General features: G+C 68.2%; 13 protein-coding genes. 11 read left to right on the top strand and 2 right to left on the bottom strand.

What is annotated here, in order from left to right; all coding sequences use genetic code 11:
• The 9 genes from D180_RS11570 to D180_RS11605 form a co-directional block, all read left to right on the top strand.
• Positions 1-408 (top strand): MazG nucleotide pyrophosphohydrolase domain-containing protein (locus tag D180_RS11570; protein WP_017912919.1); only part of this gene is annotated, 408 nt, incomplete at its 5' end.
• The gene (locus tag D180_RS11575) at positions 405-728 is read left to right on the top strand and encodes a YnfA family protein (protein WP_017912920.1); all 324 of its coding nucleotides are present in this window, start codon (positions 405-407) and stop codon (positions 726-728) included. The genes D180_RS11570 and D180_RS11575, both read left to right, overlap by 4 nt.
• A 606-nt stretch (positions 729-1334) precedes the next feature.
• On the top strand, positions 1335-1637 hold the full coding sequence (locus D180_RS11580; protein ID WP_017912921.1) for a DUF962 domain-containing protein: 303 nt from the start codon (positions 1335-1337) through the stop codon (positions 1635-1637).
• Between the two features lie 63 nt (positions 1638-1700).
• Entirely contained in the window at positions 1701-2666 is a 966-nt protein-coding gene (locus D180_RS11585; protein WP_087963563.1) for an SPFH domain-containing protein, read from the top strand.
• Positions 2667-2669: 3 nt separating this feature from the next.
• Complete coding sequence (locus D180_RS11590) at positions 2670-3101, top strand: NfeD family protein (protein ID WP_043090855.1); 432 nt, start codon at positions 2670-2672, stop codon at positions 3099-3101.
• Between the two features lie 295 nt (positions 3102-3396).
• The gene (gene gcvT / locus D180_RS11595) at positions 3397-4503 is read left to right on the top strand and encodes a glycine cleavage system aminomethyltransferase GcvT (RefSeq protein ID WP_017912924.1); all 1107 of its coding nucleotides are present in this window, start codon (positions 3397-3399) and stop codon (positions 4501-4503) included.
• A 92-nt stretch (positions 4504-4595) separates the two neighbouring features.
• Positions 4596-4991, top strand: a complete 396-nt coding sequence (gcvH, locus tag D180_RS11600) for a glycine cleavage system protein GcvH (RefSeq protein ID WP_017910465.1) — start codon at positions 4596-4598, stop codon at positions 4989-4991.
• A gap of 454 nt (positions 4992-5445) precedes the next feature.
• The gene (locus D180_RS23930) at positions 5446-5895 is read left to right on the top strand and encodes a hypothetical protein (RefSeq protein WP_157835456.1); all 450 of its coding nucleotides are present in this window, start codon (positions 5446-5448) and stop codon (positions 5893-5895) included.
• 323 nt (positions 5896-6218) lie between these two features.
• Positions 6219-6674 (top strand): hypothetical protein, encoded by a 456-nt coding sequence (locus D180_RS11605; RefSeq protein WP_010344200.1) that lies wholly within the window; start codon positions 6219-6221, stop codon positions 6672-6674.
• Positions 6675-8290: 1616 nt separating this feature from the next.
• On the opposite strand, the gene D180_RS11610 is transcribed toward D180_RS11605, so the two are convergent.
• A complete protein-coding gene (locus D180_RS11610) occupies positions 8291-9679 on the bottom strand; it encodes a serine hydrolase domain-containing protein (protein ID WP_026143743.1) in 1389 nt (462 codons plus the stop codon).
• A gap of 316 nt (positions 9680-9995) precedes the next feature.
• Positions 9996-11594 (bottom strand): choline dehydrogenase, encoded by a 1599-nt coding sequence (locus D180_RS11615; protein WP_017912926.1) that lies wholly within the window; start codon positions 11592-11594, stop codon positions 9996-9998.
• A gap of 224 nt (positions 11595-11818) precedes the next feature.
• On the opposite strand from D180_RS11615, the gene D180_RS11620 reads away from it, so the two are divergent.
• Positions 11819-13081 carry an MFS transporter gene (locus D180_RS11620; RefSeq protein ID WP_232760459.1) on the top strand — a complete coding sequence of 421 codons (1263 nt, stop codon included), beginning with the start codon at positions 11819-11821 and terminating at the stop codon, positions 13079-13081.
• An 88-nt stretch (positions 13082-13169) separates the two neighbouring features.
• Positions 13170-13456: DUF1304 domain-containing protein (locus D180_RS11625; RefSeq protein ID WP_043090857.1), on the top strand; the 287-nt coding region annotated here is incomplete at its 3' end.

Raw genomic sequence — 13456 nt, forward strand, 5'->3', positions numbered from 1 at the left:
CTGGCCGGCATCGCCCGCGGCCTGCCGGAATGGCAGCGCGCGCTGAAGCTGCAGTCGCGCGCGTCGCGGGTCGGCTTCGACTGGCCCGGCCCCGCGCCGGTGCTGGACAAGGTGCAGGAAGAGCTGGAGGAAGTGCGCGCGGAACTGGCGCATGGCGCCGCAGTCGATCCGGCACGGCTGCAGGACGAGATCGGCGACCTGCTGTTCGTCTGCGCCAACCTGGCGCGGCATGCCAAGGTCGATGTCGGTGCGGCGCTGCGCCACGCCAACCTCAAGTTCGAGCGTCGCTTCCGCACGATGGAACGGCTGGCGCAGCAGGACGGCGGCGCGCTCGACGGTCTGTCGCTGGCGCAGCAGGAGGCGTACTGGCAGCGCGCCAAGGACGAAGAGCGCGCCGCGGCCGGATGAAGACCCTGCTGCTGTTCGTGCTGACCGCCGTCGCGGAAATCGTCGGCTGCTACCTGCCTTATCTCTGGCTGCGCGAACAGCGCAGCGCCTGGCTGCTGCTGCCGGCCGCGGGCAGCCTGGCGCTCTTCGTCTGGCTGCTGACCCTGCATCCCGCCGCCAGCGGCCGCGTCTATGCGGCCTACGGCGGCGTCTATGTCGCCGTCGCCTTGCTGTGGCTGTGGACGGTGCAGGGCATGCGCCCCACGCGCTGGGACCTGCTCGGCGCCGGCCTGTGCCTGGCCGGCATGGCGGTGATCATGTTCGCGCCGCGGCAGGGCTGAGGTCGCTCCCACAGGCGCTGGCGGCGAATGCGGCGGGTGCACGGTGGGAGGGGCTTCAGTCCCGACGCATTGGCTCATCGGAAAGCACGCCACGTTGCGCGTTGTGGCCGCATGACCGTTGCGCCCCAGGACACGTCACGGCGTGATGGGCGGTGCCCTGTGGTCGCGATACACGTCCTCGTCGCACCGCGGCACGACGGAGGCCGCTCCCACAGGCGCTTGCGGCGAATGCGGTGGGTGCACGGTGGGAGGGACTTCAGTTCCGACGCATTGGATCATCGGAAAGCACGCCAGGTTGCGCGTCTTGGCTGCATGACAGTTGACTTCCGCAGGACACGTCACGGCGCGATGGGCGGTGCCTTGTGGTCGCGATACACGTCATCGTCGCACCACGGCACGACGGAGGCCGCTCCCACAGGCGCTTGCGGCGAATGCGGTGGGTGCACGGTGGGAGGGACTTCAGTCCCGACCCATTGGATCATCGGAAAGCACGCCAAGTGCGCGTCGTGGCTGCATGACACCCGCGCGTCGCATCCGTGCGCAGCGCGCGACGCCCGCGCTCCCGGCGTATGCTGGATGCCTGCGTCGCCTCGGGAGGGCCATCGCATGCGTCGCTTCTCCAGTTTTCGCGAGTTCTATCCGTTCTATCTGAGCGAGCACCGGCATCGGGTGTCGCGACGGTTGCATTTCGTCGGCAGCCTCGGCGTGCTGGCGAGCCTGCTGCTGGCGCTGTGCACCGGCCAGCTGCGTTGGTTATGGGCCGCACCGGTCTGCGGCTACGGCTGCGCCTGGATCGGCCATTTCGTGTTCGAGAAGAACCGTCCCGCCACCTTCAAGCACCCGCTGTACTCGCTTGCCGGCGACTGGGTCATGTTCAAGGACATGCTGCTGGGCCGCATCCGCTGGTGACCGGCACGTGCGCGTGCGCTGGCTATACTGCGGATTCGATTTCTTTCTGGTTAATGGAGCGACCTGATGCCGTCTTCCTTCTTCCTTGCGCTGGTGATCCTGTTCTTCGGCGTGGTGGTGCTGTTCAAGACCGTGCGCATGGTGCCGCAGGGATTCCAGTGGACGGTGGAGCGCTTTGGCCGCTACACCCACACGCTGTCGCCCGGCCTGCACTTCCTGATTCCGTGGATGTATGGCGTCGGCCGCAAGGTCAACATGATGGAACAGGTGCTGGACGTGCCCAGCCAGGACGTCATCACCAAGGACAACGCGGTCGTGCGTGTGGACGGCGTTGTGTTCTTCCAGGTGCTGGACGCCGCCAAGGCCGCGTATGAAGTCTCCAACCTGGAGATCGCCACCATCGCGCTGGTGCAGACCAACATCCGTACCGTGATCGGCTCGATGGACCTGGACGAATCGCTGAGCCAGCGCGAAACCATCAATGCGCAGCTGCTGAACGTGGTCGACCATGCCACCAATCCGTGGGGCATCAAGGTCACCCGCATCGAGATCCGCGACATCCAGCCGCCGCGCGACCTGGTCGATGCGATGGCCCGGCAGATGAAGGCCGAGCGCGAGAAGCGCGCGCAGATCCTCGAGGCGGAGGGCTCGCGGCAGTCGGAGATCCTGCGCGCCGACGGCGAGAAGCAGGCGGCGGTGCTGGAGGCCGAAGGCCGTAAGGAGGCCGCGTTCCGCGACGCCGAGGCGCGCGAGCGCCTGGCCGAGGCCGAAGCGCGGGCGACGGCGATGGTGTCCAAGGCGATCGCCGAGGGCGACGTGCAGGCGATCAACTACTTCGTCGCGCAGAAGTACGTGGAGGCGTTCAAGGAACTGGCCACCGCGCCGAACCAGAAGTTCGTGCTGATGCCGATGGAGTCCAGCGGCATCATCGGCTCGATCGCCGGCATCGCCGAACTGGCGCGCGAGGCGCTGAACAAGCAGGCCACCCCGCCGGCAGTGCCGCGCGTGCCGCCGCGCAACGGAGTCTGAGCCATGCGCATTGAGGTAGTGGCCTGGGGTGCCCTGACCTTGTTGCTGTTCGCGGCCGAATCGCTGGCGCCGGGCGCCTTCATGCTGTGGATGGGCTTCGCCGCCGCGGCGGTGTTCCTCGCCGTGCTGGTGTTCCCGGACATCTCCCTGCTGCTGCAGGTCGGCGCGTTCGTCGTGCTGAGCTTCGTCTCGATCCAGGTGTACCGCACCTGGTTCCGCAACCGCGGCCGGACCAGCGACCAGCCGCTGCTCAACCGCCGCGCCGAGCAACTGATCGGCCGCATGGTGATCCTGGACCAGCCGATCCACGGCGGCCGCGGTCGCGCCAAGGTCGACGACGCCTTCTGGGTGGTCGGCGGCCCCGACCTGCCGGCCGGCAGCACGGTGCGCATCGTCGGCGTGGACGGGATGACGCTGCTGGTCCAGGCGGTTTGAAAGCCGGGATTGGGGATTGGTGCCGCGAGTGCGCGGTACCTCCGTCTTCCCAATCTTCCTGCGCGTAGGAGCGGCGATCAAGCGCGCGTCCTTCGGCTCAGGACGCCTGCTCTTGCTAATCCCGAATCCCAACTCCCCGATCCCGGCCTTCGCTGAAGCCGCTCCCACGGCACTGCGCGATCGAGCGCCAGTCCTCCGGATCCAGGAAAGCCGCTCTGACGAATCCCCATTCCCGATTTCCCAATCCCGGCTCCGCCCCAGCGATAATGGGGGACTTTTCTCACGGACCCGCGCCATGACCCAGAAGACCATCCTCAACGACAGCCACCGCGCCCTCGGCGCCAAGATGGTCGACTTCGGCGGCTGGGACATGCCGATCCACTACGGCTCGCAGATCGACGAGCACCACCAGGTGCGCCGCGACGCCGGCATGTTCGACGTCAGCCACATGACCGTGGTCGATCTGCACGGCGAGCAGGTCCGCGCGTTCCTGCGCCATCTGCTGGCCAATTCGGTGGACAAGCTGAAGGTGCCGGGCAAGGCGCTGTACACCTGCATGCTCAACCCACAGGGCGGGGTGATCGACGATCTGATCGTCTATTACATGTCCGATGCGTTCTTCCGCCTGGTGGTCAACGCCGCCACCCGCGCCAAGGATCTGGCCTGGATCGGCGAGCAGGCGCAGGCGTTCGGCGTGCAGGTGCGCGAGCGCGACGACTTCGCGATGATCGCGGTGCAGGGGCCGAACGCGCGCGCCAAGGCGATCGGCCTGCTGCGCGAGCAGGATCGTGCGGCGGCGCAGAAGCTCGGTCGCTTCGCCGCGATCGAGGCGACCTCGGACGCGGGCGTGCCGCTGTTCGTCGCGCGCACCGGCTACACGGGCGAAGACGGATTCGAGATCGTGCTGCCGCAAGCGCAGGCGCCGGCGTTCTGGGAGGCGCTGATCGGTGCGGGGGTGAAGCCGGCCGGCCTGGGCGCGCGCGATACGCTGCGCCTGGAGGCGGGCATGAACCTCTACGGTCAGGACATGGACGACAGCGTCTCGCCTTACGAGGCCGCGCTGGCCTGGACGGTGACCCTCGACGAGGGCCGCGACTTCATCGGCCGCGCTGTGCTGGAAGCGCAGAAGGCCGGCGGCGCGCCGCGGCAGATGATCGGCCTGGTGATGGACGAGAAGGGCGTGCTGCGCCACGGGCAGAAGGTGCTGACCGCCAACGGCGACGGCGAGATCCTGTCCGGCACCTTCTCGCCGACGCTGGGCAAGGCCATCGCCTTCGCACGGGTGCCGGCCGGCGAGCCGGGTGCGGTGCGCGTGGACATCCGCGGCAAGGAAGTGCCGGTGCGCGTGGTCAAGTTCCCGTTCGTGCGCGAAGGCCAGGTCCAGCCCGGCGTGCTCGGCTGAGTCCTGTCCACCGCGCGCGACTTCGTCCCCACGCGCGCGGTTCGCTACACTAGACTCCCATCCTCGATACCGTCTTCTTCCGGAGCAGCCCCATGAGCGAGATCCCTGGCGACCTCAAATTCCTCAAGTCCCACGAGTGGGCCCGCGTCGAAGGTAACGGTCGCGTGACCATCGGCATCTCCGACCACGCCCAGGGCCTGCTCGGCGACCTGGTCTACGTCGAGCTGCCGAACGTCGGCGATCACGTCGAAGCCGGCAACGGCGTGGCCGTGGTCGAGTCGGTCAAGGCCGCCTCGGACGTGTACAGCCCGCTCAGCGGCAAGGTCGTCGAGGTCAACACCGCGCTGAGCGACAAGCCGGAAACGATCAACGAGGACGCCTACGGCGAAGGCTGGATCCTGGTACTGGAAGCGGACGATGCCGAGCAGTTGAACGAACTGCTGTCGCCGGACGAGTACGCCGAACTGCTCGAGGACGACGGCCACTGAGCCGACCGCCCATCGCGATACCCGAACCGGCCGCCCAGTGCGGCCGGTTTCTTTTTGGGCGCGCTCGGCGCGGTCGCCAGCGTTCGCGCGTCGGCAGGCGCCATCTCCGCATGGCGATCCCGGAACGCGCGTCGCCGGCGTCGCTGCGAAGACCATGTGAGCTCGCCGCCGGGCGCACCGCGAGCGCAGCGTGTCCGTCGCGTCTGGCGGTGACCGATGCCGACGATCGGCGCGTCGGCCGGCGCCGGTTTTCCGACGCGGCGCAGGTGCAGTGCGGCATGGGGGCACCACGCGGGTCGGCGACGCGCGGGCATCGGCGATACGGTGCGCGCTGCTCGCGTCGCCGATGCATGGCGGCGCGGTGCGTGCCGGCGCCAGTCGATCACCTCTGCGAACTTTGGCGGTCGACACGACCGTGCAACGGCATCGCCGGAGGACGCGTTGGCGACTTGGCATGGAGGTGGGCGAGGGCAGTCGTGCGCGTCGCGGTGTGTCGGCCGCGTGCGTGCAGGTCGTGTCGCAGTGGCGCGATGCGGCACGACCCGGCGACGCGGCACGCACGCATTGCGCGCGTCGTGAGCGCCGCACGACGCAAAAAAGTTTGCGCACTTTTGCGCATTTGCACTTGTGCGATGCCGGAACCGCGTGCGGTCGCGAAATTTTTTTTCAGCTAGCGGACAGGCTGGCGTGCATCGCCGCGGTTCCCGCCGACGCTTCGCCGCTGCCCGCCCGCAACGCGATCGAGGCAGTGTGTCGTTACAGAAAACACGGAAATTTCCCTGCTTTTTTTGCATGCGCCGTTTTCCTCGCGGCGTCGGCGTCGGCGATCGGCGGCGTCGGCAAGGCGGCCAGTGCGGCATGCGGCGTCGGTGGCGCGCGCGCCATCGAAAAAAAAATTGCGTAGAAGTGTTGACAGTAAAAAAAACCGTGATTAGGTTTCGCCCAGCAGACGTTGCTGCGCAAGCGAGTGAATCGGATCGACATCAAAACGCGAAGCACAACTTGGACATCCGCCAGGAACCCGAAGATGGTGGAGTTGGAGTCGCTTCCCTCCGAGAAACGCAACGTCTCCCCTGGCATCGCACCCGTATCGACGTCCGGTACGGGTGTTTCTGTATCCGATCCGGCCCGCAGCGCGCGCCGGCGGTTCCCGCAGGCGGAGCATCGCCGCGAGGTTGCTTTAACTGGGCATTTTCAATCCATAGTTCACTGACGAGGAGCCATCCCATGGCGACGAAAAAAGCTGCGAAAAAGCCGGCCGCTAAGAAGGCGGTCAAGAAGACTGCCGCCAAGAAGCCGGCAGCGAAGAAGGTTTCGGTAAAGAAGGCGGTCAAGAAGGTCGCCAAGAAGGTGGCCAAGAAGGTCGCCAAGGTGAAGAAGGCGGTCAAGAAGGCCGTTGCCAAGAAGGCAGTGAAGAAGACGGCAAAGAAGGCCGCCACCAAGAAGACCGCGAAGAAGGCCGTCGCCAAGAAGGCGGTGAAGAAGACCGCGAAGAAGGCTGCGACCAAGAAGACCGCTGCCAAGAAGACGGTGAAGAAGTCGGCTGCCAAGAAGCCGGCCGCGAAGAAGGCAACTGCGAAGAAGGCCACCGCCAAGAAGACCGTGGCGAAGAAGAAGCCGGCCGCTCGCAAGAAGAAGGCCGCTCCGGTCGCGCTGCCGGCCACGCCCGCGCCGCTGATCTGATCCATCCCGATCGCTGTTCCTAGACTCTCTCCCCGGTGCCCAGCGGGGAGGGAGTTTTTTATGTGCGGCATCCTGCCGCGCGCGCTCGCAGTCCCGGTTGTGGGAGGCACTTCAGTCCCGACCGGAGAGTGCCTCCGTGGTGCCTTCGTCCGATGATCCCGCGGCGTCCGTCTTCCCGATCCACGCCGCCCGTTCCCTGTGCCCTGCTTGCCAGGCTGCGACGTGGACATCGCGCCTGTGCCTGTCGCATCGGCAACCGACGCGGCAAGCTGCGTCGCCTCCGTGCCACGGTCGGCGCCTACGGGCAGGGCCACGCATCCACCTGATCTCCTGGCATGCACGTGCGGCCTGGGCAGCCACGCGAGTACCGGGAGGCGCGGGCAGTTATCGTCGGCGTGAACTTACGCGACAGCTACGCCGGCAACGACACGACGGTAGGCGGCAGCAAAGGCCGTCATATCGCGTTCAATGGATCGCCCCTGGCGTGGATCGACCGACCGTCGGGATCGGGGCCGCCACAGCAGCCGGAACGCCTGGCATTCGCCGATGCAGCCAAGACGTTGCATGGGCACTTGCAGCGCGTCAGCGCGCCTTGCCCACCTCCACTCCGCATCACGGGTTTTTCCCGCGTATCCGTGGACTGAGGTGGGTCTCCCCGCCTGCTTTCGCCACACTCCCGCCGGATGCAGTCTGTCCTGTGGGAGTCGACTGTCGTGCAGTCGCGACAAGCGAAGCCGAAAGCCGGCCGACACCCTCTGTCGTCGGGACTGAAGTGCCTCCCACAGTGCACCCGGTAGGTTCGCCGCAAGCCCCTGTGGGAGCGGATTCAGCCACGACGGGCTTTGTCTGGAATGCCCGTCGCTGCTGAAGCGACTTCCACAGTGGCTTGCGAGCTCGCCGGGTGGCTGTGGGAGGGCCTTCAGTCCCGACGCATTGGGCCATCGGAAAGCACCCACCACTTCGCGCGTCGCGGTTGCACGACAGTCGACTTCCGCAGGATGCTTCTCGTCGGTCGTTATCGCAGGTGTCCTGCAGTCGCGCCTCGCGTGCTGCCTAGCGCACGTCGGCGATGGTGCACCGGGTTGCCAGCACGCCAACGGCAGCCTGCGGCGATGCGGGGCGCAGCGACACCAGATGCCGGATCGCGAGCAATGCCGAGAGGGCGCGGCGTGTGCCCTGTGCGCGATCTTGGAAGCGGCGGTGCGCCACCACCCTCACCGCGGCGGTACGCGGGCGCTGCGAGCGCCTGCTGCCGCTGGGGCGACGCAGTCGCCGATCGTTCGTCCAGGCACGACGTCGGCGTTGCGGCCACACTTTTGTGACGCGCTCGTGCCAGCGCATCGCCGCAGCCGGGGCAGGGCTGCGTCCCCGCGTCGGGAAAAGGGCGCACGCAGCGCAGGTCAGCGCTGTAGACAGCAGAAAGGCGGTTCGCGCGCCCGTTCGGGAGGATGCTGCGCGAGCGCGCGATCAGTGCGGCGGAGACCATGCCGTGTCGTTGCTGCGGGAACGGCACCGCGTCCCATCCGGGAAGGGGCACACGCGGTGCAGTCAGCGCTGCAGACAGCAGAAAGGCGGCTTGCGCCGCCTTTCTGCGAGGATGCTGCGGGAGGCCGCGCTCAGTGCGGCGAGGCCACCGACTTGGACGAGGAGGCGCCCTTCTTGTCCTTCGGGTCCGGACGCTCGGCCATCAGGTTGTCGCTGCCGAAGTCGGTGTCCACGTCCAGCCAGCGCTGCGCCGGCAGGCCGATCGCGCGGTCGAGTACGGTCGGCAGCAGGCCCGAGGGCAGGCCGCTTTCGCCGTTCCACAGGATGGCCACGCCGAGGTCGCGTTCCGGCACCAGCGCGATCAGGCCGCGGTAGCCCTGCACCGCGCCGGCATGGAAGATCACCTGGTGGCCGGAGTAGTCGAACACGCGCCAGCCCAGCGCGTAGCTGGCCGAGTTGACGCGGGCGCGGCGCCAGCCCGAGCGCATCTCGCCCGGGGTGAGGATCAGCGGCGCATGCAGGGTCGCCAGCAGCGGCTCCGGCAGCACGTCGGGACGATGCCCGGTCTGCGCGATCAGCCACTGCGCCATGTCGCTGATGCTGGCGTTGACGCCGGCGGCCGGCGCCAGGCGGTAGTAGGTCGGCTTGGGCGTCAGCGAGACCCAGCCGTTGCGGCTGCGCACGTGCGGGCGCGCCCAACGCGGGCTGGCCTGGATGCCGGCCAGGCCCATGCTGGCGTCGTTCATGCCCAGCGGCTTGAAGATGCGCCGCTCCACCGACTGCTCGTAGAAGCTGCCGGACGCGGCGAACACCACGTCGCCGATCAGGCTGAAGGCGACGTTCTGGTAGGCGTAGCACTCGCCCGGCGCGCACTTCAGCGGCGCATAGGCCAGCTTGTGGCTGAGCGTGTAGTAGTCGATGTTGGATTCGACGTCGCGGTCGTAGGCGTTGTAGGTGAGGCCGACGCGGTGGCTGAGCAGGTCGGCGACGTTCAACTGGCGCGTGGCGACCGGGTCGCTGAGCTGGAAGCCGGGCACGTAGTCGACGACCTTGCTGTCCCAGCGCAGGGTGCCGTCGTTGACCAGCAGGCCGGCCATGGTGCCGGCGAACGCCTTGGACAGCGAGGCCAGGCGGAACACGGTGTGCGCATCGACCTGCTCGGGGCGGTTGACGTCGGTGACGCCGTAGCCGCGCGCGCTGAGCACCTGGCCGTTGTGCACGATGGCCATCGCCAGACCGGGCACGCGCTCGCCATAGGTCAACTGTTCGGCCACCGACTCCAGCGCGGCGACATCGAAGTCCTTGGCCAGCGGCAGCACCTGGCTCTGGGTGAGCGAAGCGCGGTAGGGCAGCGGCTGGGTCGGCGAGGTGTAGCGCGTGGCTTCGGTGTGCAGCGGCGGCGGCAGCGGTTGTGCGGGCGCCGGCGTCTGTGCGGTGGAGGACATCGCAAAGGGCAGCAATGCCCCGAGCAACCCGGTTGCCACCGGTCGAAGGAGCCGGTGCCTGCTGTTCTGTGTCATTGCGCCTGAGGCCTGTGAGGTGCTGCCGGCCACGATTCTAGCGCCGGATTTCTCGAATGCACAAACTGGGAGAAGATGAATAGGCATCGCCTTGATCCTGCTGGGGATTTCCCGCCTCGACGGGGGTGTGCAGGCCTGCCGGCGGAGCGGTGGCGGGGACTGCGGCGGATGCCCACGGACATGCAATCGCCGTGCCGCGCACGGCTTGCCTAGCCCCTCTCCCACCGGGAGAGGGGTTGGGGTGAGGGTAGGTCGCCCAGTAGCGGATCTACCGCCGCGATACTCGTGCGCTCGCCCCCTCCGCGCAGCCGCCGCCTCACCCCTCCCGCAGCACAGCCCGCCCACGGATCAGATCCGCAGCACGCTCGGCGATCATCATCGTCGGGCCGTTGGTGTTGCCGCTGACCAGGCGCGGCATCACCGAGGCGTCGACCACGCGCAGGCCGTCGAGACCGCGCAGGCGCAGCTGCGGGTCGACCACCGCCTGCGCATCGCTGCCCATCCGGCAGGTGCCGATCGGGTGGTAGATGGTTTCGGCCTTGGCGCGGATGAAGGCGACCAGCCCGGCCTCGTCCAGGTCCTCCCGCGCCGGCAGCAGCGGCGCGCCGCGCCATGCATCGAACGCCGGCTGCTGCAGGATGTGCCGCGCCAGGCGCGCGCATTCCACCAGCATGCGCAGGTCGAAGCCGTCGGGATCGCTCAGATAGTTGGCCTGGATCCGCGCCGGCGTGCGCGGGTCGGCGTCGTTGAGCGCGATGCGGCCGCGGCTGCGCGGCTGCAGGTGGCAGGCGTGCAGGGTGAAGCCGTCGCCGGGCAGGCGGTTGCGGCCGTGGTCGTCGAGCATGGCCGGCACGAAGTGCAACTGGATGTCGGCGCGCGCGTCCGGCGCCAACGGCGAGCGGATGAAGCCGCCGGCCTCGGCGATGTTGCTGCTGCCGGCGCCGCGGTGCCCGCGCAGGAAATAGTCGAAGGCGATCTTGGCCTGGTTGCGGCGGTCGTAGCTGATGCCCGGGCGGGTGCGGTACAGCGTGCACACGTCCAGGTGATCCTGCAGGTTGGCGCCGACCTGCGGCTGGTCCAGCTGCACCGCGATGCCGTGGCGGCGCAGCGCATCGGCCGGGCCGATGCCCGAGAGCATCAGCAGCTGCGGGGAGTTCACCGCGCCGGCGCTGAGCAGCACCTCGCGCGCGGCGCGCGCCTGCACCTCGCGGCCGTCCTGCGCATAGGCGACGCCGACCACGCGTCCACCTTCGATCAGCAGGCGCAGCACCAGCGCGTCGGTGACGATCTGCAGGTTGTCCCGCGCGCGCGCCGGCGCCAGGTAGGCGACGGCGGCCGAGCAGCGTGCGCCGTCCCTCTGGGTGACCTGGTACAGGCCCACGCCCTGTTGCTGCGGGCCGTTGAAATCGGGGTTGTGCGGGAAACCCGCTTCCTGCGCGGCCGCGATGAACACGTCCGAGAGCGGGTTGTGGTAGCGCAGGTCGGAGACGTGCAGCGGGCCGTCGCCGCCATGCAGCGCATCGCCGCCGCGGCTGTTGCATTCGCTGCGGCGGAAGTAGGGCAGCACGCCGCGCCAGTCCCAACCGTCGGCGCCGTCGGCCGACCAGTCGTCGTAGTCGGCGGACACGCCGCGCACGTAGCACATCGCATTGATCGAACTGGAGCCGCCCAGCACCTTGCCGCGCGGCCACCACAGGCGACGGTCGTTCAAGGCCGGCTCGGCCTCGGTCAGGTAGTTCCAGTTGATGCGGCGATTGGTGGCCAGGCGCGCCAGGCCCGCGGGCATGTGGATGAAGGGATTGCGGTCGCGCGGCCCGGCCTCGATCAGCAGCACCTTGCAGTCGCGGTCCTCGCTCAGGCGGTTGGCGAGCACGCAGCCGGCCGAGCCTGCGCCGATGATGATGTAGTCGTACACCCGCGGTGTCCCCTGAGTTCCTGGCGCCGACGCTAGTCGCCGAGGATAGAGCATATGCTCGGCGCGCGTGGTGGCGTGCGGCGGCGCGGCATATCCCGGGGACTCGCACGGCGCCCGCGCTGGCGATGTTGCAGTGCATCGGATACCTTGCGCGCAACCAGGCGGCGAACGGCGAGCCGATGCAAGCGGAAAATAAGCGCGTCCACACTGGCGAGCTGCGCGCAGTGCTGCTGTCCTTCGTGTACTTCTTCTGCGTGCTGTCGGCGTACTACGTGATCCGGCCGGTGCGCGAACAACTTGCCGCGGCTGTCGGCTCGACCCAGCTCCCTTGGTTCTACATGGCGACCTTCGTCGCCACGTTGCTGCTGACCCCGCTGTTCGCGTGGATGGCGGCGCGTTGGCCGCGGCGGATCGTGGTCCCGGCGGTATACGTGTTCTTCGCGCTGTGCCTGTTCGGCTTCGTGCCGCTGTTCAGCGGCTACGGCGGACTCAGTCCGCGTGCGCTGGGCATCGTGTTCTTCGTCTGGGTCAGCGTGTTCAACCTGTTCGTGGTGTCGGTGTTCTGGAGCTTCATGGCCGACATCTGGAGCAACGAGCAGGCGCGGCGGCTGTTCCCGCTGATCGGCCTGGGCGGTACGGCCGGCGCGGTAGCCGGCCCGCTGCTGACCCGTGGGTTGGTCGGGGTGATCGGCGTGGCGCCGTTGCTGGTGGTGTCGGCGGCGCTGTTGGGCGTGGCGCTGGCATGTGTGATCCTGCTCGGGCGCTGGGCGCGGGTGCATGGCGCGCGCCGCCACGACGTCGGCCACGAGGCGGCGGTCGGTGGCGGCATGTTCGACGGTCTCAAACAGATCCTGGCGAATCCGTTCATGCGGGGGATGGCGCTGCTGATGCTGCTGGGCGATTGCATCGGCACGGCCGGCTACGCGCTGATGACCGATTACTCCGGGGCCACCTTCCACAACGCGGTCGATCGAACAGAGTTCGCCGCCAATATCGACATGCTGACCAATGTGCTGCAGGTCGCCGTGCAGATCACGCTGACCCGCTGGCTGCTGATGAAGAAGGGTGCCGGCATGGTGATCGCGCTGTGGGCGTTGATCAGCGTGGGTGCGCTGGTGACCACGGCGCTGTCGCCCGATCCCTATGCGCTGGCAGTGTGGATCGTGCCATGGGTGGTGTTGCCGGTGGTGATCACCCGTTCGCTGACCTACGGCATGGTCGGCCCCGCGCGCGAATCCCTTTATACGCGGGTGCCGCGGCAGTTGCGCTACCAAGGCAAGAACGCGGTGGATACGGCGGTGTGGCGTGCTGGTGACGTGGCCGTCTCGTCGGCGATGATCGGCCTGCGCGGCCTGGGCGTGGGAGTGCAAGGTTTCGCCGCGTTGGCCGCGTTGGCAGCGGCGCTTTCCGGCGCCATCGGCTGGCGCCTGGCGCGTGCGGTCGAAAGCACCGCCCCAGTTGCGGCGAAGACAGCGGCGACGCGTTGAGTCCGCGCCCAGCAGGTCGCGTCGCCGTGGTGCCGGCCGCCGCGGCAACCGCTATGCTGTGCATCCTTTACTGCCAATGGACGCGCGCATGACCCTGCTGGCTTCGATTCTCGTATGCCTGGTCGCGCTGCTGCACGTGTACATCCTGGTGCTGGAGATGGTCCTGTGGACGCGTCCGCTGGGCATGAAGGTGTTCCGCAATTCGCCGGAGAAGGCGCAGGCCACGCGCGTGCTGGCGGCCAATCAGGGGCTCTACAACGGCTTCCTCGCCGCCGGCCTGGCCTGGGGCCTGGTCGCGCAGCGGGTCGACGTGATGCTGTTCTTCCTCGGCTGCGTGGTCGTGGCCGGCCTGTACGGCGGCTGGAGCGTCAGCCA

Origin of the sequence: Xanthomonas sp. SHU 166 (assembly GCF_000364685.1) — a bacterium.
Lineage (GTDB): Bacteria > Pseudomonadota > Gammaproteobacteria > Xanthomonadales > Xanthomonadaceae > Xanthomonas_A > Xanthomonas_A sontii.

What these genes read in the sequence shown, in the direction of transcription:
- D180_RS11575 (WP_017912920.1), top strand. Translation starts at nt 405, where the DNA reads ATGAAGACCCTGCTGCTGTTCGTGCTGACCGCCGTCGCGGAAATCGTC.
- D180_RS11580 (WP_017912921.1), top strand. Translation starts at nt 1,335, where the DNA reads ATGCGTCGCTTCTCCAGTTTTCGCGAGTTCTATCCGTTCTATCTGAGC.
- D180_RS11590 (WP_043090855.1), top strand. Translation starts at nt 2,670, where the DNA reads ATGCGCATTGAGGTAGTGGCCTGGGGTGCCCTGACCTTGTTGCTGTTC.
- gcvT (WP_017912924.1), top strand. Translation starts at nt 3,397, where the DNA reads ATGACCCAGAAGACCATCCTCAACGACAGCCACCGCGCCCTCGGCGCC.
- gcvH (WP_017910465.1), top strand. Translation starts at nt 4,596, where the DNA reads ATGAGCGAGATCCCTGGCGACCTCAAATTCCTCAAGTCCCACGAGTGG.
- D180_RS23930 (WP_157835456.1), top strand. Translation starts at nt 5,446, where the DNA reads ATGGAGGTGGGCGAGGGCAGTCGTGCGCGTCGCGGTGTGTCGGCCGCG.
- D180_RS11605 (WP_010344200.1), top strand. Translation starts at nt 6,219, where the DNA reads ATGGCGACGAAAAAAGCTGCGAAAAAGCCGGCCGCTAAGAAGGCGGTC.
- D180_RS11610 (WP_026143743.1), bottom strand. Translation starts at nt 9,679, where the DNA reads ATGACACAGAACAGCAGGCACCGGCTCCTTCGACCGGTGGCAACCGGG.